General features: G+C 69.7%; 22 protein-coding genes, 1 tRNA gene and 2 pseudogenes. 15 read left to right on the top strand and 10 right to left on the bottom strand.

Annotation, left to right across the window (positions count from 1 at the left end):
- Positions 1-11: 11 nt before the first annotated feature.
- The 5 genes from ACR9E9_RS10850 to ACR9E9_RS10830 all read left to right on the top strand — a co-directional run bounded on the left by ACR9E9_RS10850 (position 12) and on the right by ACR9E9_RS10830 (position 4,536).
- Positions 12-797 carry a LamB/YcsF family protein gene (locus tag ACR9E9_RS10850; protein ID WP_435198498.1) on the top strand — a complete coding sequence of 262 codons (786 nt, stop codon included), beginning with the start codon at positions 12-14 and terminating at the stop codon, positions 795-797.
- Positions 794-1,405, top strand: coding sequence for a 5-oxoprolinase subunit PxpB (pxpB, locus tag ACR9E9_RS10845; RefSeq protein ID WP_435198497.1), 612 nt, complete (start codon positions 794-796; stop codon positions 1,403-1,405). The genes ACR9E9_RS10850 and pxpB overlap by 4 nt, the downstream gene beginning before the upstream one ends.
- The gene (locus ACR9E9_RS10840) at positions 1,402-2,307 is read left to right on the top strand and encodes a biotin-dependent carboxyltransferase family protein (RefSeq protein ID WP_435198496.1); all 906 of its coding nucleotides are present in this window, start codon (positions 1,402-1,404) and stop codon (positions 2,305-2,307) included. Before pxpB ends, ACR9E9_RS10840 begins: the two co-directional genes overlap by 4 nt.
- A complete protein-coding gene (locus ACR9E9_RS10835; RefSeq protein WP_435198495.1) occupies positions 2,297-3,094 on the top strand; it encodes a putative hydro-lyase in 798 nt (265 codons plus the stop codon). Before ACR9E9_RS10840 ends, ACR9E9_RS10835 begins: the two co-directional genes overlap by 11 nt.
- 155 nt (positions 3,095-3,249) lie before the next feature.
- On the top strand, positions 3,250-4,536 hold the full coding sequence (locus ACR9E9_RS10830; RefSeq protein ID WP_435198494.1) for a bifunctional alpha/beta hydrolase/OsmC family protein: 1,287 nt from the start codon (positions 3,250-3,252) through the stop codon (positions 4,534-4,536).
- 53 nt (positions 4,537-4,589) lie between these two features.
- On the opposite strand, the gene nrtS is transcribed toward ACR9E9_RS10830, so the two are convergent.
- The gene (gene nrtS / locus ACR9E9_RS10825) at positions 4,590-4,925 is read right to left on the bottom strand and encodes a nitrate/nitrite transporter NrtS (protein ID WP_435198493.1); all 336 of its coding nucleotides are present in this window, start codon (positions 4,923-4,925) and stop codon (positions 4,590-4,592) included.
- 140 nt (positions 4,926-5,065) lie between these two features.
- On the opposite strand from nrtS, the gene ACR9E9_RS10820 reads away from it, so the two are divergent.
- The 4 genes from ACR9E9_RS10820 to ACR9E9_RS10805 all read left to right on the top strand — a co-directional run bounded on the left by ACR9E9_RS10820 (position 5,066) and on the right by ACR9E9_RS10805 (position 7,384).
- On the top strand, positions 5,066-5,632 hold the full coding sequence (locus ACR9E9_RS10820; protein ID WP_435198492.1) for a hypothetical protein: 567 nt from the start codon (positions 5,066-5,068) through the stop codon (positions 5,630-5,632).
- Between the two features lie 36 nt (positions 5,633-5,668).
- A complete protein-coding gene (locus ACR9E9_RS10815) occupies positions 5,669-6,655 on the top strand; it encodes a DUF427 domain-containing protein (RefSeq protein WP_435198491.1) in 987 nt (328 codons plus the stop codon).
- Between the two features lie 94 nt (positions 6,656-6,749).
- Positions 6,750-7,007, top strand: coding sequence for a hypothetical protein (locus tag ACR9E9_RS10810; protein ID WP_435198490.1), 258 nt, complete (start codon positions 6,750-6,752; stop codon positions 7,005-7,007).
- Complete coding sequence (locus ACR9E9_RS10805; RefSeq protein ID WP_435198489.1) at positions 7,007-7,384, top strand: hypothetical protein; 378 nt, start codon at positions 7,007-7,009, stop codon at positions 7,382-7,384. The genes ACR9E9_RS10810 and ACR9E9_RS10805 overlap by 1 nt, the downstream gene beginning before the upstream one ends.
- A 171-nt stretch (positions 7,385-7,555) precedes the next feature.
- Here ACR9E9_RS10805 and ACR9E9_RS10800 read toward each other — a convergent pair whose 3' ends face one another.
- Positions 7,556-8,383: a GIY-YIG nuclease family protein gene (locus tag ACR9E9_RS10800; RefSeq protein WP_435198488.1), complete on the bottom strand. Its 828-nt coding sequence runs from the start codon at positions 8,381-8,383 to the stop codon at positions 7,556-7,558.
- A gap of 94 nt (positions 8,384-8,477) precedes the next feature.
- Positions 8,478-9,188 carry a DUF429 domain-containing protein gene (locus tag ACR9E9_RS10795; protein ID WP_435198487.1) on the bottom strand — a complete coding sequence of 237 codons (711 nt, stop codon included), beginning with the start codon at positions 9,186-9,188 and terminating at the stop codon, positions 8,478-8,480.
- A 245-nt stretch (positions 9,189-9,433) separates the two neighbouring features.
- Here ACR9E9_RS10795 and ACR9E9_RS10790 point away from each other — a divergent pair.
- The 3 genes and pseudogenes from ACR9E9_RS10790 to ACR9E9_RS10780 form a co-directional block, all read left to right on the top strand.
- Positions 9,434-10,057 (top strand): annotated as a pseudogene (locus tag ACR9E9_RS10790) (DDE-type integrase/transposase/recombinase); the annotation flags it as partial.
- A gap of 49 nt (positions 10,058-10,106) precedes the next feature.
- Positions 10,107-11,299, top strand: a protein-coding gene (locus ACR9E9_RS10785) for an IS3 family transposase (protein ID WP_435198486.1) whose coding sequence is annotated in 2 segments (ribosomal slippage) — positions 10,107-10,391 and positions 10,394-11,299 — 1,191 coding nt in all. Because the reading frame shifts where the segments join, the coding sequence is not laid out codon by codon here.
- Positions 11,300-11,330: 31 nt separating this feature from the next.
- A pseudogene (locus ACR9E9_RS10780) lies at positions 11,331-11,909 on the top strand (integrase core domain-containing protein); the annotation flags it as partial.
- A gap of 53 nt (positions 11,910-11,962) precedes the next feature.
- Here the strand turns inward: ACR9E9_RS10780 and ACR9E9_RS10775 are convergent.
- A tRNA-Pro gene (locus tag ACR9E9_RS10775) sits at positions 11,963-12,039 on the bottom strand.
- Positions 12,040-12,167: 128 nt separating this feature from the next.
- On the opposite strand from ACR9E9_RS10775, the gene ACR9E9_RS10770 reads away from it, so the two are divergent.
- Genes ACR9E9_RS10770 through ACR9E9_RS10760 form a run of 3 tightly spaced genes read left to right on the top strand, consistent with a single transcriptional unit; the run spans position 12,168 to position 14,984 of the window.
- Positions 12,168-12,953, top strand: coding sequence for a prolipoprotein diacylglyceryl transferase (locus ACR9E9_RS10770; RefSeq protein ID WP_435198485.1), 786 nt, complete (start codon positions 12,168-12,170; stop codon positions 12,951-12,953).
- Positions 12,931-13,308 carry a hypothetical protein gene (locus ACR9E9_RS10765; protein WP_435198484.1) on the top strand — a complete coding sequence of 126 codons (378 nt, stop codon included), beginning with the start codon at positions 12,931-12,933 and terminating at the stop codon, positions 13,306-13,308. The genes ACR9E9_RS10770 and ACR9E9_RS10765 overlap by 23 nt, the downstream gene beginning before the upstream one ends.
- Positions 13,305-14,984 (top strand): radical SAM protein, encoded by a 1,680-nt coding sequence (locus tag ACR9E9_RS10760; protein ID WP_435198483.1) that lies wholly within the window; start codon positions 13,305-13,307, stop codon positions 14,982-14,984. The genes ACR9E9_RS10765 and ACR9E9_RS10760 overlap by 4 nt, the downstream gene beginning before the upstream one ends.
- On the opposite strand, the gene der is transcribed toward ACR9E9_RS10760, so the two are convergent.
- From der to ACR9E9_RS10730, 6 genes are all read right to left on the bottom strand, one after another.
- The gene (gene der, locus ACR9E9_RS10755; protein ID WP_435198482.1) at positions 14,947-16,419 is read right to left on the bottom strand and encodes a ribosome biogenesis GTPase Der; all 1,473 of its coding nucleotides are present in this window, start codon (positions 16,417-16,419) and stop codon (positions 14,947-14,949) included. The two genes, ACR9E9_RS10760 and der, sit on opposite strands and share 38 nt — an antisense overlap.
- Positions 16,420-16,488: 69 nt before the next feature.
- Positions 16,489-17,184 (bottom strand): (d)CMP kinase, encoded by a 696-nt coding sequence (cmk, locus tag ACR9E9_RS10750; RefSeq protein ID WP_435198481.1) that lies wholly within the window; start codon positions 17,182-17,184, stop codon positions 16,489-16,491.
- 22 nt (positions 17,185-17,206) lie between these two features.
- Entirely contained in the window at positions 17,207-18,334 is a 1,128-nt protein-coding gene (locus ACR9E9_RS10745) for a prephenate dehydrogenase (protein ID WP_435198480.1), read from the bottom strand.
- On the bottom strand, positions 18,331-19,248 hold the full coding sequence (locus ACR9E9_RS10740) for a pseudouridine synthase (RefSeq protein WP_435198479.1): 918 nt from the start codon (positions 19,246-19,248) through the stop codon (positions 18,331-18,333). Before ACR9E9_RS10740 ends, ACR9E9_RS10745 begins: the two co-directional genes overlap by 4 nt.
- A complete protein-coding gene (gene scpB, locus ACR9E9_RS10735) occupies positions 19,245-19,862 on the bottom strand; it encodes an SMC-Scp complex subunit ScpB (RefSeq protein WP_435198478.1) in 618 nt (205 codons plus the stop codon). The genes ACR9E9_RS10740 and scpB overlap by 4 nt, the downstream gene beginning before the upstream one ends.
- Positions 19,855-20,733 carry a segregation and condensation protein A gene (locus ACR9E9_RS10730; protein WP_435198477.1) on the bottom strand — a complete coding sequence of 293 codons (879 nt, stop codon included), beginning with the start codon at positions 20,731-20,733 and terminating at the stop codon, positions 19,855-19,857. The genes scpB and ACR9E9_RS10730 overlap by 8 nt, the downstream gene beginning before the upstream one ends.
- Between the last annotated feature and the right edge of the window lie 4 nt (positions 20,734-20,737).

The raw sequence follows: 20,737 nt of genomic DNA, 5'->3' as shown, positions 1-20,737 counted from the left end.
GGAGGAGCACGATGCACATCGATCTCAACGCCGACCTCGGTGAGAGCTTCGGACGCTGGACGCTCGGGGACGACGACGCGATGCTGGAGGTGGTCACCAGCGCCAACGTGGCCTGCGGGTTCCACGCCGGCGATGCCTCGGTGCTGCGGCACAGCTGCGAGCGGGCCGCCGAGCGGGGCGTGGCCATCGGCGCCCAGGTCGGGTACCGCGACCTCGCGGGATTCGGGCGGCGCTTCATCGACATGGTCCCGGAGGAGCTCACCGACGACGTGATCTACCAGATCGGGGCACTCGAGGGCTTCGCGAAGGTGGCCGGCACCCGGGTGCGCTACGTCAAGCCGCACGGGGCGCTGTACAACGCGATCGTCCACCACGAGGAGCAGGCCGCGGCCGTCGTCGCCGCGATCGTCGAGTACGACCCCACCCTCCCCGTCCTCGGGCTGCCCGGCTCGGCCTGGCTGCGGCTGGCCGACGCGGCCGGTCTGACGACGGTCGGCGAGGCCTTCGCCGATCGTGCCTACACCCCCGAGGGGACGCTCGTCTCCCGCCGGGAGCCGGGCGCGGTCCTGCACGACCCCGATGCCATCGCCCGGCGGTGCGTGCGCATGGCCACCGACGGTGTGGTGGAGGCCGTCGACGGCAGCACGGTCGCGGCGCCCGCCGGTTCGCTGTGCGTGCACGGGGACAGCCCCGGCGCCGTGGAGATCGCCCGCCGGGTGCGTGCGGGGCTGTCCGCCGCCGGGGTGGAGGTCACCCCCTTCGTCGGTGAGGTCCCCGTCCCGGAGGCGACGCCATGAGGCTGCTGCCGTGCGCCGACACCGGCCTGCTCGTCGAGCTGGCCGACCTCGAGCAGGTGCTCTCCCTGTACGCCGAGCTCGACGACCACCCACCGGCCGGAGTCGTGGACATGGTGCCCGCGGCCAACACGCTCCTGCTGACCCTCGACCCGCAGCGCACGGACGTCGACCGGCTCTCCCGTGCGGTGTCCGGGATCACCGTGGGCGCCCACGAGCGGGCCGCCGGCGAGCGGATCGAGATCCCGGTCGTCTACGACGGCGCGGACCTCGCCGACGTGGCCCGGCTGACCGGGCTGGGCGAGCGTGGCGTGATCGATGCCCACACGGGCCGGGAGTGGACCGTCGCCTTCTGCGGCTTCGCGCCGGGCTTCGGGTACATGGTCGGCGGGGACGAGCGGTTGCAGGTGCCCCGGCGTGACAACCCGCGCACCCGCGTCCCGGCCGGGTCGGTCGCCCTGGCCGGTGAGTTCGCCAGCGTGTACCCGCGGGAGTCGCCGGGCGGGTGGCAGCTCATCGGACACACCCCACTGCAGCTGTGGGACATCGAGCGGGACCCGCCGGCGCTCCTCGTGCCCGGTCGGCGCGTGCGCTTCGTGGAGGACCGGTGACCACGCCCGGCACGAAGGGGGCTCCCCGCGGCCTGGAGATCCTCGCCACCGGATCGCTGGTCACGGTCCAGGACCTCGGGCGCCTCGGGCTCGGGGCGCTCGGTGTCGGCACCTCCGGCGCCGTGGACCGGGCCTCCCTGCGCCTGGCGAACCGGCTCCTGGGCAACCCCGATGACGCTGCGGCACTGGAGGTGACCTTCGGCGGGCTGGAGGTGCGCGCGCACGGGGGGATGTTCGTCGTCCTCACGGGGGCCGCGTGCGCGATGACGATCGACGCCGCCCCGGTCGGTCACGCCGCCGTGACGTGGCTCCCGGACGGTGCCACCCTCCGGCTGGCCCCGGCCACCTCCGGCCTGCGCGCCTACCTCGGCGTGCGTGGCGGGATCGACGTGTCCCCCGTCCTGGGGTCCCGCTCGACCGACACCCTCTCGGGTCTCGGACCGGCGGTCCCCCGGGTCGGCGACCGGCTGCCGGTCGGTCCACCGCCGGACTCCCCGCCCCTGGTGGAGGTGGCCCCGGTGGGCCTGCCCACCTCGGGTGAGGTGTCACTGCGCGTGGTCCCCGGACCGCGGGAGGACTGGTTCGTCCCCTCGGCCCTCGAGGACCTGCTCGGCGCCACCTACGAGGTGACCACCGAGAGCGACCGGGTGGGGATGCGGCTGTCCGGACCCGTCCTGGAGCGGGCCCGCGACGGTGAGCTCTCGAGCGAGGGCATGGTGACCGGCGCTCTGCAGGTGCCGCCCACGGGTCAGCCGACGCTCCTGCTCACCGACCATCCCGTCACGGGCGGCTACCCGGTCATCGCCGTCGTCGTCGCCGGTGACATCGGCCTCGCGGCCCAGGCCCAGCCGGGCCAGCGACTGCGGTTCGTGCTCGCCGACGGGGGGCCCCATGGTTCCTGAACCTCCCACCGACGCCACCACCCTGCGACCACCGGAGGCGCGTGCGCTCTTCCGCGGGGGTCTGGGGGTGCCGACCTCCGGCTGGTCCGCCGGGTGGACGCAGGCCAACCTCATCGCCGTGCCCCGGGACCGGGCCTACGACATGCTGCTCTTCGCGCAGCGCAACCCGCAGTCCTGCCCCGTCCTCGACGTCACCGAACCGGGCGAGACCGCCTCGAGCATCTTCTCCGGCGACCTGCGCACGGACCTGCCCGGGTACCGGGTCTACGAGCAGGGCATCCTCGTCGCCGAGGTCCCGGACGTGCGTGACCTCTGGCGCGAGGACCTTGTCGCCTTCCTCATCGGGTGCAGCTTCACCTTCGAGGCGGCACTCGTCGAGGCCGGCGTCCCGGTGCGACACCTCGAGGTGGGCAGCAACGTGCCCATGTACCGGACCACCCGCGCCTGCCGTGGCGCTGGCGCCATGGCCGGGCCGCTCGTCGTCTCCATGCGCCCGATGCCCGCGGACCAGGTCGCCACCGCGGTGCGCATCACCTCCCGCTACCCGAGCGTCCACGGGGCACCGGTGCACATCGGCGACCCGGGAGACCTGGGGATCGAGGACCTCGACTCCCCCGACTTTGGCGATGCCGTGCCGATCCACCCGGGTGAGATCCCGGTCTTCTGGGCGTGCGGCGTGACACCGCAGGCGGCGGTGATGCAGTCACGACCGCCCTTCGCCATCGCCCACGCCCCGGGGATGATGGCACTCACCGACGCCCGCGACAGCGACTACCTCGTGCCCTGACTCAGACCGACTTCCACGAGGCCCTCTGCCGTGGGCGGATCTGCCTGCGGCGGATTCGTGGTGACCGCGGTGGGCCCTGGGGAATCCCGCCCTGCCGTCACCGGGTTCCCGATCCAGCTGCGGGAACCTCCGGCGGCAGAGAGGAAGTGCGACGGATGCACAGCGAGAAGGTCACCTTCCCGGGCTCTGGTGGGACGCCACTGGCGGGCCGGCTGGACCTGCCGGATGGTCAGCCACAGGCGTTCGCGCTCTTCGCGCACTGTTTCACGTGCAGCAAGGATGTGCTGGCCGCCTCACGGATCGCGAACGCGCTGACGGACTTCGGCATTGCAGTGCTGCGTTTCGACTTCACCGGTCTCGGCGGCTCCGGCGGGGACTTCGCCAACACCAACTTCACCTCGAATGTCGCCGACCTGGTCAACGCGGTGGACTACCTGCGCGACACCCACACGGCCCCCACGATCCTCATCGGCCACTCCCTCGGCGGAGCGGCCGTCCTCGCGGCCGCCCAACACATCCCCGAAGTGCGCGCTGTCGCCACCATCGGGGCACCGGCCGACACCGAACACCTGATGCAGCTTCTGGCTGAGAGCCGCCACGAGATCGAGGAGGTCGGGGAGGCAGAGGTGTGCCTGGCCGCCCGGACATTCCGGATCCGTCGGCAGTTCCTCGAGGACATCTCCCACCAGCCCCAGACCGACAGGATCAGCCGGTTGGGCGCCGCGCTCCTGGTGATGCACTCCCCCGTCGACGAGACGGTCGGCGTCGACAACGCTCGCAGCATCTTCGACGCGGCCCGCCACCCCAAGTCCTTCGTCTCCCTCGACGGCGCCGACCACCTGCTCACGCGGGCCGCCGACGCCCGCTTCGCCGCCTCGGTGCTGGCGGCCTGGGCAAGCAGGTATCTCGACGAGGAGGTCACCGGCGCGCCCGACGCCGCGGCTCCCGCTGGCGTTGACGCCGAGCAAGGCCTGGTGGTCGTGTCCGAGAACGGCCGGGGTCCCTACGGCCAACGCATCACGGCAGGGGGACACCTGCTGAATGCCGACGAACCCACCCCGGTCGGCCATGACACGGGTCCCTCGCCGTACGACCTGCTGCTCGCCGGACTCGGGGCCTGCACCTCGATGACCTTGCGCATGTACGCGACCCGCAAGGGCTGGCCGCTGGAGAGCGTGAGCGTCTCGTTGCGCCACTCCCGGATGCACGCTGCGGACTGCGCGGAGTGCGAGACCCGAGCCGGGCAACTCGACCGGGTGGAGCGCACGGTCCGACTGACCGGCGATCTCGACGACGAGCAGCGTCAGCGACTCCTCGAGATCGCAGACCAGTGCCCTGTGCATCGCACCCTCCACTCCGAGGTCGATGTGCGCACCACCTTGGCTTCGCACGACACCCATCCGGACGTCGCCGAGGACCGCGCCGCCGGGGCCCCCACGTGAGCTCACTCGGGTGACTACCCGCGCATGTCGGTCGAGGCGCGTCTCATAGGGCCTCACCGTGATTGGGTGCCGTCCCCCGACAGGGTTGCGCTGTCCGGCCGCCTCCGGCCAGCACCCAGGAATCCGATGCTGGACACCACGAACGGGACTGCGTAGTTGAAACCGACCCGCATCCCCACGTCCGGCGTCAGGCCACTGTCGGCGATCGTGGCGCCCTGGTTGACCACGGACAGCAAGGTGCCGACCACGAGCGCGACCGGCAGTGCAGTACGCACGGTGACCCCGCAGAGCACGATGACGGCGGCCTCCGACAGGCCGTGCCACGGCGGACACCCGGTCCGCTCACGACGCGCCTCATGAGCCCGGCCCCAGGTCAACCGCTCGCTCATCCGTCCAGCGTATGACCACGCCCGCTCAACGGACGCCACCGACGGGCCGCGCGACACGTTCGGCCCCGGGATGCTCAGAGCGGGCTGCCGGGTTCCCTTGGCAGATCGTCCGATCGACACGACATCATCCGGAGGACACCATGAGCACCACCACCACGCCCCACGCCTCGACCAGAGGGACCACGATCACCCGTGCCGCGTCGCTGGGCGCCGTCGCGGGTGTCATCGCCTCGTTGATGATGGCCGCGTACGCGATGATCGCCGCCGCGACCTACCAAGGTTCTGGCTTCTTCACCCCGCTGTACCACATCGCGTCCGTGTTCATCTCTCCCGCCGACATGATGGCCTCGATGAAGAGCGCGACCGCGGGAGGGTCGATCTTCGAGTTCTTCGCCGGCCCTGCCCTCGTCGGGGCTCTGGTCCACATGATGGTGGGCGCGATGTACGGCGTCGGCTTCGCCGTCCTCGCCCGCCTCACCCGGGTCCGCGGGATGGCACTGGTCGCGGCTGCCGTCATCTGGGGCGCTCTCGTCTTTGTGATCAGCTCCTTCGTGGGACTCCCCCTGGCCGCCGCCCTCTTCAACAGCGGGGACCAGATCACCAACATGGCCGAGCTCGTCGGCTACGGCACCTTCCTCGTCGAGCACCTGATCTTCGGGCTCTTCCTGGGGGTCATCCTCGTCATGTTCGCCAAGCGCGCGCGCTGACACCTCCTTCTCCCCCCACCGCACCAGAGGACCACAATGACCCAGAGCGCGACCCCACCCGACGTTGAGGTGATGTGGCGGCCCGGTTGCCCGTTCTGCGGGTCCCTGCGCCGGGAGCTGAGTCGCGCCGGGGTGGCGACCACCGAGCACGACATCTGGTCCTCGACGGCCGCGGCTGCCCGGGTGCGCGGGGCCACCGGTGGCGACGAGACCGTGCCCACCGTCTTCGTGGGTGATCGCACCCTCGTCAACCCGTCCGCAAGAGAAGTCATCGCCGCGATCAGGACAGTTGACCCCGACTATCACCCCGATCTGCCATCAGCGGGGGGTCGCGATGGGAGCGGCAGTCCGCGGAGAACGCCCAGCCCGGGACTCCTCTGGACACTCGTGGTGGCGGTGGTGTGGACCCTGCTCGCCGCGTGGCGGCCGACGACCACATGGCACGTCGCCCCCTTCGTCCTGGCCGCAGTGTGGCCGTGGATCGCCGGCCACACCACGTCACCGGGTGGTCGAGCGGGCCGACGCCGTATCCTGCTCGCGGGTGGCGGCGGGCTCGGCATTGCCGTGGCGCTCACGGGAGCCCTGTCGGTGGCCGGTCGATTGGACGGTCCCACGTGGACAGGAACTGCCAACCCCGTGGTCGAGGCGCTCATCCTCTCGGTCGGTGGTGCGGCCATCGCCACGGCCCTGGGGCTGCTGGGCACGCTGGGACGCACCACACGGACCTCGGCGCGCCTGGGGAGCAGCCTGGTCGCCACATCGGACGACATCGTGACCGTGGAAGGCAACGCCTACTTCCCTCTGTCCAGCATCCCCGCAGGAGTGCTGGAACCCAGCAGCACCACCAGTGTCTGTCCCTGGAAGGGAGTCGCGAGCTACTACGACGTCCACGTCGACGGACGAGTCGTCCCCGACGGCGCCTTCACCTATCGCCGCCCCTCACCACTGGCCCGTCGGATCGCGGGCCGCATCGCGTTCTGGAAGGGGATCGAGGTCGACACCTCTGCGTCAGCATCGGACTGAGCCCCCTCGCGGGTAGGTGCGTCCGGGGCATGGATCGGTGTCAGCCGGGTAGGACGGACTCGACCGATCAATCGACGTGTCAGGAGAAGTGACGATGACTGAACGCTCTGCCGAGGAACTGGACGCAACACGCGAGGCGGCCCAGAAGGCCGTGGAGACCGCCACGTCGTGGGACTACAGCGCGGGCGAGGCGAAGATCGCCGACAAGCTGCGCGAGGGCCTGAACGCCGCGGGCGTGGCCGTCGACGACGCGGAGTTCGACCGCCTGGTCCGCGAGATCGACGTGGTGGCCGCCGACGAGACCGCGGGCCCACCGACGGTGACGGCTGCCTGGCCGCGCGAGGACACGTGATGACGCAACCCAACCCGTACACCGCCAGTCGGATCGTCTCTGCCGCGACGGCCGCCTACGCCGTCTTCGCCGCGGTCAAGCCGCGCCACCTCGCCAAGGGGTTGCAGGCCCCCGACCGGCACGCACCGGCTCTGGACCGAGTCGCCTACACCTACACCGGGCGCGACCTGTCGATCTCCGCACTGGCCTTCACCGGCTCCCCGCTCGCTGTCCGGGCGTCGATGATCATGCGCATCGTCGGGGACATCACCGACGCGACCGTCCTCGGCACCTACGCCCCGACCACGCAGGCCCGACGAAAGGTCGTCAGCGTCACCCTCGGCTGGGGAGTCATCACCGCGCTGGCCCTCGCCTGGGACGAACGCCGCGACCGATAAGTTGACGCTCTCCCCCGCACCTGAGACTTCGAGCCCCCAACTCAGCGCATTCGTCACCGCATTCTCCTTGTCCGGCGGCCCTTGGCCACTCGCGGCGGATTAGCGCGGGACACCGTTGACGTGTCCATGGACCCGAGTCAAGTCCCTCGGAAGTCGCTGCGGGGCAGTCAGTCAGTTTCTGTTGTGTCCCAACGATCGCGCATGGAGCACGTCCTTCCAGTACGCCTCGCGTTCCAAGACATGGCTGTCGTCGGTACGCATCGACCAGTACTCGAGGAGCGCAAACCGCATGTTGGTCCGGTAGTACTCATCCCCCATTTTATCGAGGAGCGACTTCAGCCCAGCGTTGCCGCCGTGCAGCGTCTCCGCATATGTCGTCCAGCGTTGCCAGATCCCCATGTCGCCGTAAGCGGAGCCGACATACCGCTGACCGGTCTCCTTGTCGTGGATGACGTAGACGCCCTTCATGCTCTCCAACGCGATCCGCCAGTCGGCCCGAGCCTGGCTGACGACGGCCTGAAGGTCGGCGAGGCTGTGATTGATCCGATCGTGCCCAGGGAACGGGTCTCCGGCGAACGACTCCTCGAGGATCGACGAGACCGTCATTGCAGGCAGGACAGACTCCATCTTCTGGCGAATGTTGCGACCGGACCTCCTATGGCGGACCCAAAGGCGGCGGATGAAGGGGCCCATCAGTTCCTCACGGAGCGTCACCGTGTACGAATGCGCCTGTTGCTCGGGACCGCGCTCCAGAACCTCCCAGATCCCCCCGAAAAGCCAGAGTGTCGCGTCGTGCTTGTCCTGAGCCATCGAGAAGATGAACTCGCGATTGAAGTCGTTCTTCACACTTCGCCACGAGTTCCACCCCTGCCACTCCTCGTGGTCGGTCGCAAGAACGTCAATCGGATGCCTGATCTGGTTCCAGACGGCGAAGTGGACCTTGTACTGCCTCGGATCGAAGCCCTCGGGCAGCAAACTAGTCAGCGGTATGGCCTCCATGAGGAGACCCTAGCCGGGTGCACATCGCGAACATCGCGTCCGGCACGCGGCGGAATCTCCCTGGTCTCGCGGCAGCCGACATGGCTCAGCGGAGCTATACCCAGATCGCTGCCTTGTGGCCGTCACCGAAGCTCTCGGGTGTCGCCGGATGAGAGACTGCGATCCCTTGAGCGAAGCGCGCGGCGGTCCAAGCTGCAGCCGCTGCGTCGAGGACGTCGTCCGGCGCGGCAAGTTCACCGGCGGCTCCAAGGTGGGAGGGAATGCAGAAACCTGACTTCGCCAAGATCCTGCGCCTCTGCTCGGAGCCCGCCCATGACGACTTGGGATGCCGCAGCACCTCACCGTTCATCACGGCGAAGCAGACCTCCGGGTGAACCTCGATGACGTGCTGAGATGCAGTCCGTGCCCATGAGTCAACTTCCATTATTTTCTTGCGTAGTGCGTAGGCCTGCTGACTGATCCCCTTGCCTGTGGACTGCACGCTGATGGCCGTTGCTTCGGCGTGTGAGGATGCCCCCAAAGCCGCGCGCACCGGCGTGGAGAACACAGACGATGCACGTCCACCGACGAGTTTGCGTGCGCGCGTGTCGGCCTGTCTCGAACCAGTGACGGGCAGTCCAATGGGGATGTCGATCGCAACTACGTCGAGGTCGCCCTCGTCCAGGATGACCGCGATCACCTCGATGATGTTCGTGCCGAAGTACCCGCGGAGGTCACTTGTCACGCCGATCCAGCCCTTCTTGCAGGCGTCGATTCCCACGACCCGTGGGCTTTCAACTCCGAGACGTGACGTAAGAGGACTCATGCCCTCATTGTGATGGAACGGAAGGCGCCGCTCGCGGCGGTATGGGTCAGGTTCACAACTTTCCATTGTTCCGGGTGGGCCGGAAGCAGGTCCAGGTGGGTACCTGGGGCGAACTGTCCTGAGACAGGACAATGGTCGGGCTGACAGTGTGCTGCCTCAGGACATCGGAATGGGTGTCTCGGGACATCGGAATATGTGTGTCTCGGGACATCGGCATCGTTAACGGTGGATAGTGATGCTGAGGGATGTCGAAACGTCGCCTCGTGATCACCGCCGTCCTGTCGGGCCAGTCACAGGCCGAGGCAGCTCGCACCTACGGCGTCTCCCAGGGCTGGATCAGCCGCCTCATGGCCCGATACCGCGACGAGGGCGAAGCAGCGTTCCAGCCACGCTCTCGACGCCCAAAGAGCATTCCGACCGCGACATCACCCAGCAGCGTCGAGCTCCTCCTGCAGCTACGGCGACACTTGGCCGAGCAAGGGCTGGACGCGGGCGCAGACACCATCGACTGGCACCTGCGACACCACCACGGGATCGAGCTGTCGCGCGCCACGATCAACCGGATCCTCGTTCGAGCCGGCACGGTGACGCCCGACCCGAAGAAGCGCCCGAAGGCCTCCTACATTCGCTTCGAAGCCCAGCAACCCAACGAGACTTGGCAGTCCGATTTCACCCACTACCGCCTCAGCGACGGCCGCGATGTAGAGATCATCACCTGGCTGGACGACCACTCCCGCTACGCCCTGCACATCAGCGCCCACACCCCCGTCACCGCACCCATCGTGCTGGCCACCTTCAAAACCACCACCAACGAATACGGCCGCCCCGCAAGCACGCTGACCGACAACGGGGACTGCTGCACGAATAGGTGACATCTGATCTGTGGCGCTGAGGAGCGTCGCTGGAAGGATGTACATCGTGCCCAAGCCCTATCCGAGAGAGTTCCGCGAGGACGTGGTGGACGTTGCCCGCAACCGCGAGCCGGGACAGACCATCAAGCAGATCGCGGCGGACTTCGGGATCGCGGAGTCCTGTCTGCGTAACTGGATGCACCAGGCCGACGTCGACGACGGTGGCAAGCCCGACACCACACAGAAGGAATCGCGGGAGAACCGGGAGCTGAAGAAGCGCGTGCGGTTGCTGGAGCAGGAGAACGAGGTCCTGCGTCGGACCGCGGCCTATCTGTCGCAGGCGAACCTGCCGGGAAAATGATCTACCCGCTCGTTCGTGAGCTGGCCGTTGACGGGATTCCCGTGACGGTGACGTGCCGGGTGCTCAAGATCGCTCGACAGCCCTACTACCGGTGGCTGGCACGTCCGGTCACCACCGCCGAGCTCGCAGCCGCCTACCGCGCCAACGCGCTGTTCGACGCGCACAAGGACGACCCCGAGTTCGGGTACCGGTTCTTGTTGGACGAGGCCCGAGAAGCCGGCGAGCCGATGGCGCAGCGCACCGCGTGGCGGATCTGCTCGGGCCTGGGCTGGTGGAGCGAGTTCGGCAAGCCCAAGCGCGGTAAGACCAAAAAGCCCGGCCCACCAGTCCACGACGACCTGTGCGCGGTGGTCGACGACAAGGGCAGGACACGCCACGAGTTCACCGCAGATGCTCCTAACGAGCTGTGGCTCACCGACATCACCGAGCACCGCACCGGCGAGGGCAAGCTCTACCTGTGCGCGGTCAAGGACGTCTACTCAAACCGGATCATCGGGTACTCCATCGACTCACGGATGAAGTCCCGGCTCGCGGTCGCGGCGTTGAACAACGCCGTCGCCAGACGCGGTGACGTCGCCGGCTGCATAGTCCACAGCGACCGCGGCAGTCAGTTCCGATCAAGGAAATTCGTCCATGCCCTCAACCGACACACCATGGTCGGGTCAATGGGCCGCGTCGGTGCTGCCGGCGACAACGCCGCCATGGAGTCCTTCTTCGCGCTGCTGCAGAAGAACGTCCTGGACCGCCGTTCCTGGTCCACCCGCGAGGAACTGCGCATCGCGATCGTGACCTGGATCGAACGGACCTACCACCGCCGACGACGCCAGGACGCACTCGGCCGATTGACCCCCATCGAGTACGAGACCATCATGACCACACCAGCCACTCAGGCGGCCTGACCCAACCTGTCACCTATTCGTGCAGCAGTCCCACGGGATGGTCTACACCACCCGGCTGGCCGGCGGACACGGCGGCAAGAACTCTCTCGAAACACACCTGAACGAGCAAGGCATCACCCAGAAGAACTCCCGCCCCGCGCACCCGAGGACCTGCGGCAAAGTCGAACGCTTCCAGCAGACGATGAAGAAGTGGCTACGGGCCCAACCTCAGCAGCCCGCCACCGTCAAGGAGCTACAGACCCTGCTGGCGGCCTTCCGCGATGAGTACAACAACCGCCGCCCCCACCGATCCTTGCCACACCGCTCAACGCCCTCCACCGCCTACACCTCCAGACCCAAGGCCACACCCGGCGCTACACGCGCAACACACGAGCGTGTGCGCACCGACAAGATCGACAAGTCCGGCGTCGTCACCCTGCGCCACAGCGGCCGACTGCACCACATCGGCGTCGGCCGGACCTACGCCGGAACCTACGTCCGCCTCCTGGTCCACGACTTCGACATCCGCATCATCAACGCCGCCACCGCAGAAATCTTGCGCGACCTGACCCTGGACCCCACCCGCGACTACCAGCCCACCGGCCGCCCACCCGGACCACACAAAAAATAGCCGGACCTACGAAAACGTAGGTCCGGCTATTCCGATGTCCTGAGACAGGACACTGGTCGGGCTGACAGGATTTGAACCTGCGACCCCTTGACCCCCAGTCAAGTGCGCTACCAAGCTGCGCCACAGCCCGTGGCTGCTCCCTCAGGAGCGAACGTCACCTTATCTCACACCGCGCGCACCAACCGAATCGAACCCGGCGAGGGAGAACCCCCTTCGCTCAGGCCCTCCGGGACAGGGCCGGTGGCAGGATCAGCAGCGATGAACCCGACCCCACCGACCGTGTGGACCCCGGCCATGACCCACGACCTGTGGGTCGGTCTCGGGGTCCTCACGGCCGGGCTCGTCCTGGCCCTCGAGAAGCGGCGTCGCGGGGTCGAGGACGAGCGCGTCTGGGTACTCGTGGCCCTCGCCGTCGCCTTCGGCGGGATCGGCGCCCGTCTCGGGACCTGGCTGCAGCACGCCACGCTGACCGCCAACGACTCCGCCGTCGTCCACTGGATGTACGGCAACCGCAGCATCCTCGGTGGCCTCGCCTTCGCCTACGTCGCGGTCCTCATCGGCAAGCGGCTGCTGCGGATGAGGTGGCGCACGGGCGCGCTCTTCGCGCCGGCCGTCGCGGCGGGCATGGCCGTCGGGCGCATCGGCTGCCTTTTGACCGAGGTGCCCGGGACCCCGACCACCCTCCCGTGGGGTGTCACCGTCACGTCCACCAGCGATGCCGCCGCGTGGGGGGTACCGATCGGCGCGACGCTGCACCCCTCCTTCGTCTACGAGATCGGCTTCCACCTCCTCGCCCTGGCGGCCCTGTGGGTCGCGCGTGATCGTCTGGCCGATCCGGCCGACCTCTTCACGCTGTACGTCACCGCGTACGCGCTCTTTCGATTCGCCGTGGAGCCGGTCCGGGGCAACGAGGTGGCGTGGCTCGGGCTGACCCGGCCACAGCTCGTCCTCGCGCTGACCATCCCGTTGCTCACCTGGCGTAGCGTCATCGCCATTCGCCGCCGAGAGACAGGAGCTGCCCATGACCCAGCCATGGCCCCCTGAGCAGCAGGTGCAGCGACCGCGGCGGCTCGGGCTCGGCGCCGGCTCGCTGCTCGGCGTCCTCGTGGGCCTCCTCGGACCGGTCCTCCTCGCGCTCGGGGCGTGGGGGCTCGCTCGGCTCTTCCCCGGCGAGCCCGCCGTGACCATCGGCTGGATCGCGGTCTTTGCCATCCTCACCATCCCGGTGGTCCTCCTCCTCGCCGGATGCCTGCTGATGATCCCCGACCACCTGCGCGGGTGGGGCGTCGGAGCGCTCATGGCCTCCGGCGTCTGGCTCGTGTGCAGCGCCGGGGTGTGCACCGTCGCCTTCTTCGGCGCCCTGTCCACCTACGAGAACGCGGCGATGATGCTGCCGTGACTCCCCCACGCCCGACTCCTCAGCCCGATGCCGGGACGGGACGACCCCTGCGCGGCGACCGGATCCACCGGTACGTCAACGCCTTCTGCCCCGCATGCCACCACGAGGACCCCGAGCGCGACCTCGTGCACGTGCGCCGGCTGAGCGGCTGGCTCGTCGAGCGGCAGGGTCGCATCTGGCTCGAGCGCGGTTGCCCCGACCACGGCCTGGTGCGCACCCTCTACGACGAGCGTCCGGACATCCTGCGCTACCTCGAGGAGTGGACCGCCCCGACGAAGTCCCACGTCCCCGACCTCACCGGCAACTTCGCACCCGTCCCGGCCGCCTACCTCGACGGCCTGCCCGAGATGCAGACCCAGCACACGTGCATCCTGCTCGAGGACATCACCGAGCACTGCAACCTGCGCTGTCCCACGTGCTTCGCCGACTCCGCCCCGCCCCTGCAGGGGGTGGCCCCCGTCGAGGCCGTCCTCGCCAACGTCGACGCGCGGCTCGAGCGCGAGGACGGGCGCTTGGACGTCCTCATGCTCTCCGGAGGCGAGCCGACCCTCTACCCGGAGCTGGAACGCCTGCTCGACGAGCTCGTCTCGCGTCCGGTCGTGCGCATCCTCGTCAACACCAACGGTCTGACGATCGCCCGCGACGACGCCCTCGTCGACCTGCTGCGCCGCCACCGCAAGCGGGTCGAGATCTATCTGCAGTACGACGGCTCGTCCGCCGAGGCCTCCCTGCACCACCGGGGCGGCGACCTGCGCTCGCACAAGGACCGGGCCATCGCCCGGCTCAGCGAGGCCGGTGTCTTCACCACCTTGACCATGACGGCAGCCCTCGGCGTCAACGACGACGAGATCGGTGACGTCATCACCCGGGCGCTGGACACCCCCTTCGTCTGCGGGGTCTCCATCCAGCCGATCTTCGGCTCCGGGCGCACCGGGCACATCGACGCCACGGACCGGCTCACCCACACCGGCGTGCTGGCGCGCATGGGGCCGCAGACGGGTGGGGTGGTCAGCTGGCGCGACCTCACCGCTTTGCCCTGCAGCCACCCGCACTGCGCCTCCGTGGGCTACCTGCTCAAGGACGACTCCGACACCTGGCGCTCGCTCACCGGCATCGTCGGCCACGACCAGCTCAAGCAGTGGCTCGACCTGGCGCCGGAGAGCTTCGCCAACCGGATCACCGACCAGGCCCTCCCCGAGCAGATGCGCACGGTCGTCAAGGAGGCGGTGCTCGGGCTGCTCAGCGAGCAGACCTCCCTGTCGCACCCGCAGGTCGGCGACCTGTGGAAGGCGGTCTGCCAGACCTGCGACCTCGGCCTGCCGACCCTGACGACGCTCGTCACGTCACGACTGCCCGGCCAGCACGAGCGCCTGCGCCGGCTCATGGGTGAGCGGATCAAGCGCATCAGCGTCAAGCCCTTCATGGACATCGAGACGATGATCGAGGAGCGCCTGACGCAGTGCTGCGTGCACGTCGGCACCCGCGGCGCGAGCGGCGAGCAGTGCGCGCCCTTCTGCGCCGTCCAGGCGTGGGCACCCCTGTCGCGCCAAAAGATCGGGGTCGGCCCGGTGGCGAAGGGAGCCGGTCGGGTCTCCCTGCCGGACCCGGTCGTGGGCGAGGGCCCCGCCCGGGAGGACGTCAGCGGCGGCGGCGCTTCTCGCGCACCCGCACACTGATCTCGATCGGCGTGCCCTCGAAGCCGAACTCCTCACGCAGGCGACGCTCGAGGAAGCGCCGGTACCCCGCCTCGATGAAGCCCGAGGCGAAGATGACGAACCGCGGCGGGCGCGTCGAGGCCTGGGTGGCGAAGAGGATCCGGGGCTGCTTGCCCCCACGCACGGGGTGCGGGTGCCCGGAGACGATCTCGCCGAGCACACCGTTGAGCCGCGAGGTCGTCACGCGGTGGTCCCACGAGTCCAGTGCCCGGTCGAGCGCCGGGGTGAGCTTGTCGACGTGCCGCCCGGTCATCGCGGAGACGTTGACGCGCGGTGCCCAGGCGACGTGGAGCAGGTCGCGCTCGATCTCGCGCTCGAGGTAGAAGCGACGCTCCTCGTCGAGGAGGTCCCACTTGTTGTAGGCGATGACGAGGGAACGGCCGGACTCGACGACCTGGCTGATGATCCGCAGGTCCTGCTCGGTGATCGGCTCGTGGGTGTCGACGAGGACGACGGCGACCTCGGCCTTCTCCAGCGCGGTCTGGGTGCGCAGCGAGGCGTAGAAGTCCGCGCCCTTGCTCTGGTTGACCCTACGGCGGATACCGGCGGTGTCCACGAAGCGCCACTGGCGACCACCGAGGTCGACGAGCTCGTCGACCGGGTCGCGGGTGGTGCCGGCGACGTCGTCGACGACGACCCGCTGCTCACCGGCGAGCCGGTTGAGCAGGCTGGACTTGCCCACATTCGGACGGCCGATGAGCGCGACGCGCCGCGGGCCCCCTTCGACCTCCGCCGTGGCCGTGGCGGAGAAGTCGGGCAGGACGTCGAGGACCGCGTCGAGCACGTCCCCGCTCCCCCGGCCGTGCAGCGCGGACAAGGGCATCGGCTCGCCGAGACCGAGGTTCCACAGCGCCGCGGCGTCGGCCTCGAAGCGCTGGTCGTCGACCTTGTTGGCCACGAGGACGACCGGCTTGCCCGAGCGGCGCAGGAGCCGGACCACGGCCTCGTCGTCGTCCGTGGCGCCGACGATGGCGTCGACGACGAAGATCACGACGTCCGACATCTCGATGGCGATCTCGGCCTGCTCGGCCACGCGCAGGTTGATCCCCGCGGCGCCGATCTCCCAGCCACCGGTGTCGAGGAGGGTGAACCTGCGCCCGGACCAGTCCGCCTCGTAGGCGACGCGGTCGCGGGTGACGCCCGGGGTGTCCTCGACGACGGCCTCGCGGCGACGCAGGATGCGGTTGACCAGGGTCGACTTGCCGACATTGGGTCGCCCGATGATGGCGACGACGGGGAGCGCCAGGTGGTCGGTCGAGGCGACGTCCGACTCCTGGAAGCCCTCGATGAGCGCCCGGTCCTGCGGGGTCAGCTCGAAGTCCTCCAGCCCGGCACGCAGGACCCGCTCGACGCCTTCGACGTCAGCGGGGTCGTTCGGTTCAGGGGTGGTGTCCACGATGCTCCTGGTCAGATGGGGTGACGGCCATTGTCGCAGCCCGGGGGTCGGTGGCCCGACCGCGGCGGGTCAGCGACGTCGGCTGTCGACGACGGACATGACCGCGGCGACGGACCCGTCGAAGTCGAGGTCGGAGGTGTCGACCACGACGACGCCGTCCGCGGCGACGGTGAACTGCGAGACGGTCGAGTCGTCACGGTCGCGACGCAGCACCTGGTCGCGGGTGGCCTCGATGGCCGCGTCGTCGCTGGCGCCGTGCACCTCGAGGGAGCGGCGGCGCAGCCGGGCCTCCTCACTGGCGGTGAGCAGGATGCGCACGGGGGCGTCCGGGGCGACGACGGTCGTGATGTCACGACCCTCGGCGACGCACGCCCCCCGGCGGGAGGCGATGTCGTCGATGAGCTCGCGCTGGCGACGCTGCAGCTCGGTGCGTACGGCGGGGACGGTGGCGACGCTCGAGACGAGACCGGAGATCTCGCTCGAGCGGATCGCCGCGGCGACGTCGGTGCCGTCCACGCGCACGGTCGGCGCCAGCGGGTCGTCACCGATCTCCAGCGGGAGTGCGAGCGTGGCCGCCGTGATCGCCTGCTGGTCGCTGAGGTCCACCTGGCTGTGCCGGCACCACCACGTGAGCGCCCGGTACATCGCTCCGGTGTCGAGGTACCCGGCGCCGAGGTTCGCGGCGACGGTCCTCGAGACACTCGACTTACCGGATCCCGAGGGTCCGTCGATGGCGATGACGAAGGGGGCGGGCTGGCTGGTCACGAGGGGTCAGCCTAGTCGCGACTCAGGACTGGATCTGCCAGCCCCGCACCTGCAGGGCCTCGGTCAGCGGTCCTGCGGCCTGTGGAAGGACCGAGACCTCGGCCAGCCCGAAGGGCAGACCGAGCCCGTGGTCGATGCGCAGGTCCTCGAGGTTGACCTCCTCCTCGCCGATCTCCACCAGGAGCCGGGCCAGCTCGCCGGGCCGGTCGTCGACGACCACGCGGACGGTCGCGTACGCGGCGGGGGGCGCACCGTGCTTGCCGGGGATCCGGGCGTGCCCGGCATTGCCGTCGGCGATGCTGCGGGCGAGCACCGCCCTGGCGCCGGGGGCGTCGGCGATGTCGTCCTCCCCCTCCCCGAGCGAGTCCAGTGCCGTGACGATGCGGGCGAGGTCGTCGCCGACCTCGCGCAGCACGTCAGCGACCGCTGGGGCATTGCCGGAGAGGATCTGGGTCCACAGCCCGGGGTCGCTCGCGGCGATGCGGGTGACATCCCGCACACCCTGGCCGGCGAGCCCGATGGCCTGCTCGCTCAGGTGCTCCAGGCGGGCGGCGACGAGGGAGGACGCGAGCTGGGGCACGTGGGAGACGGCGGCCACCGCAGCATCGTGGTCGCCGGGGCTGAGCGTGGTCACGGCGGCGCCGGTGGCCCGGGCCAGACGGGCGAGGAGGTCGGTGGCCAGCGGGTCGGCGTCGTCGTGCGGGCACAGCACCCAGGCCCGCCCCTCGAAGAGATCCGCACGGGCGCTGATCGCCCCGGAGCGCTCGCGGCCGGCCATCGGGTGCGAGCCGACGTACCGGTCCAGCGACACCCCCGCCCGGACGAGGTCGGCGAGGACGACCTGCTTGACCGAGGTGACGTCGGTGACGACCGCCTCCGGCCACCGCTGCAGTGCGCCGAGGACGAGTCGTGGGGCGACGTCCGGGGGCGAGGCGATGACCACGAGCCCGGGAGCGACGTCACCGGTGATCCGGCCCGCCCCGAGGTCCCGCGCGAGGGCGACGGAGGTCTCCGACTGGTCCTCGAGGGAGACGTCCACCTCCACGGCACGCAGCGCCAGACCGATGCTCGCGCCGATGAGACCGGTCCCGATGACGTGGACCGGCGGCAGGCCGGCGGCCGCTCCCTTCGCCTGCGCGGTCGCGGTCACAGCCCCGCGGCCTTGTACAGCTTGCCGACCTCGTCACGGTTCAGGGGGCGCCAGCGACCGGACTTCGTCGAGCCGAGGGTGATCGGGCCGACCTGGGTGCGCACGAGGGAGAGGACGGGGTGCCCGACCTCCTCGAGCATGCGGCGGACGATGTGCTTGCGCCCCTCATGGAGGATCACCTCGACGATCGCCTTGCCGGGGCGGGAGTCGACGATCTTGAAGGAGTCCACCGCGACCGGGCCGTCCTCGAGCTCGATGCCCTCGCGCAGCCGCTTGCCGAGGTCCTTGGCAACGGGACCGGGCACCTCGGCCATGTAGGTCTTGAGCACGCCGTGGGCCGGGTGCTGGAGGCGGTGCGCGAGGTCGCCGTCGTTGGTGAGGATGAGCAGACCCTCGGTGTCGGCATCGAGCCGGCCGACGTGGAAGAGCCGCTCGGGGCGGCCGGCGACGTAGTCGCCGATGTTCAGCCGCCCGAGCTCGTCGGACATCGTCGTGACCACTCCGACGGGCTTGTTGAAGGCGAGGTAGACCCGCGACTCGTCGAGCTGCACCCGCTCGCCGTCGACGTGCACGATCTGCTCGAGGGGGTTCACGCGCAGCCCGAGCTCGGTGACGACGTGTCCGTCGACCGTGACGCGACCGTCGGTGATCAGCTCCTCGCAGGCGCGGCGCGAGCCGATGCCGGCGGCGGCGAGGACCTTCTGCAGGCGGGTGCCCTTGGGGTCGTGGACATCGATCTGCGGCCCCTGGGGCGGCTCCGGCGCCAGGTCGGGCTGGCCGGGCCGGCTGCGGCCGGTCGTGCCCCGGTCGGGCTCCTGCCGGCGCGGTTTGCGCTGCCCGGCAGAGTTCTTGGGGCCGCGTCCGCGCGGGCTGCCGGAGCCGGAGGAGGGGCGTCGGTTCTGGGGAGGGGTCATGATCTGGTCTCACTCACAAGGTCGTCGAGCAGTGCTGCATCGGGAAGGTAGGGGGCGAGGGGGGGCAGGTCGTCGAGCGAGTTCAGCCCCATCCGCTCGAGGAAGTAGGGCGTCGTGCCGTAGAGGGTCGCGCCGGACTCCTCGTCCTTGGTGACCTCGGTGATCAGGCCCCGGGTGAGGAGCGTGCGCACGACGCCGTCGACGTTGACGCCGCGCACGGCGCCGACGCGTGCCCGTGAGATCGGCTGCCGGTAGGCGATGACCGCGAGGGTCTCCAGTGAGGCCGTCGTCAGCTTGGCCCGCTGACCGTCGAGGATGAAGCGCTCGACGACCGGCGCGTAGGCGGAGTGGCTGTAGAAGCGCCACCCACCGCCGACGTTGCGCACGGTGAAGCCGTGGGCGCCATCGGCGTAGTCGCGCTCCAGCGACTCGAGGTGCTCGCGGATCTCCTCGACGGGCAGCTCGAGCGCGGAGGCGAGGGCGTGGTCCGTCACCGGCTCCTCGACCACCATGAGCACGGCCTCGATGGCCCCGCGGGCACCACCGGGCAGCTCGCCGACGTCGAAGGCGACCTGCACGTCGTCACCCTCGGTCTCGGGTGTGGACTCACTCATCGTTTTCCTCCTCGGGGGGCGAAGGGGGGACCTCCCCCTCGTCGAACTCGGCACCGACGTCGACGGCGCCCTCCCCGCTGCCGATCCACCGCACGTCGAGCTCATCGAGGGCCTCGGCCTGGTCGAAGGTGACCTGCTGGTCGCGGAAGAGCTCCAGCAGGGCGAGGAAGCGCGCCACGACGACGAGAGTGGAGTCGGCGTCCCGGACCAGGCTGCGGAAGGAGGTGACGCCCTCCTCGCGGAGCCGGTCGACGACGAGGACGGCCTGCTCGCGCACGCTGACCGCGGACGCGTGCAGGTGCGTCAGCCCGATGGTCTCGGGCTCCTTGGGGGTCAGGGCCCGGGCAGCGATCATCGTCAGCTGCTCGGGCGTGATGGCGATGACCAGCTCGGGCAGGAGGGCCGCCAGGTGGGGCTCGAGACCGGCCTGGCGCGGGGTCATCGCTCCGGTCGTGGACATCGTCTCGCTGAAGTGGGCGGCGACGTCCTTGAAGGCGCGGTACTGGAGCAGGCGCGCGAAGAGGAGGTCACGGGCCTCGATCAGCTCGAGGTCCTCGTCGTCGGACTCCCGCGTGTTGGGCAGCAGGCGCGCCGCCTTGATGTCGAGCAGGGTCGCCGCCACGAGGAGGAACTCGCTCGTCTGACCGAGGTCCCAGGCGGGTTCGTTGGCCTGCAGGGCCCGCAGGTGCACCATGAACTCGTCGGTGACCTTCGCCAGGGAGATCTCGGTGATGTCGAGCTGGTGCTTGGAGATCAGGCCGAGGAGCAGGTCGAAGGGGCCCTCGAAGTTGTCCAGATGGACGGTGAAGGCCTGCTCTGCCCCGCGTTTGGTGATGACGCCGCCGGGGACCGCGGTGTCAACGCCCTCCATCGTC

This window comes from Janibacter sp. GS2 (assembly GCF_051200835.1).
GTDB lineage: Bacteria > Actinomycetota > Actinomycetes > Actinomycetales > Dermatophilaceae > Janibacter.
This window is presented reverse-complemented; position numbering and strand designations above follow the sequence as displayed.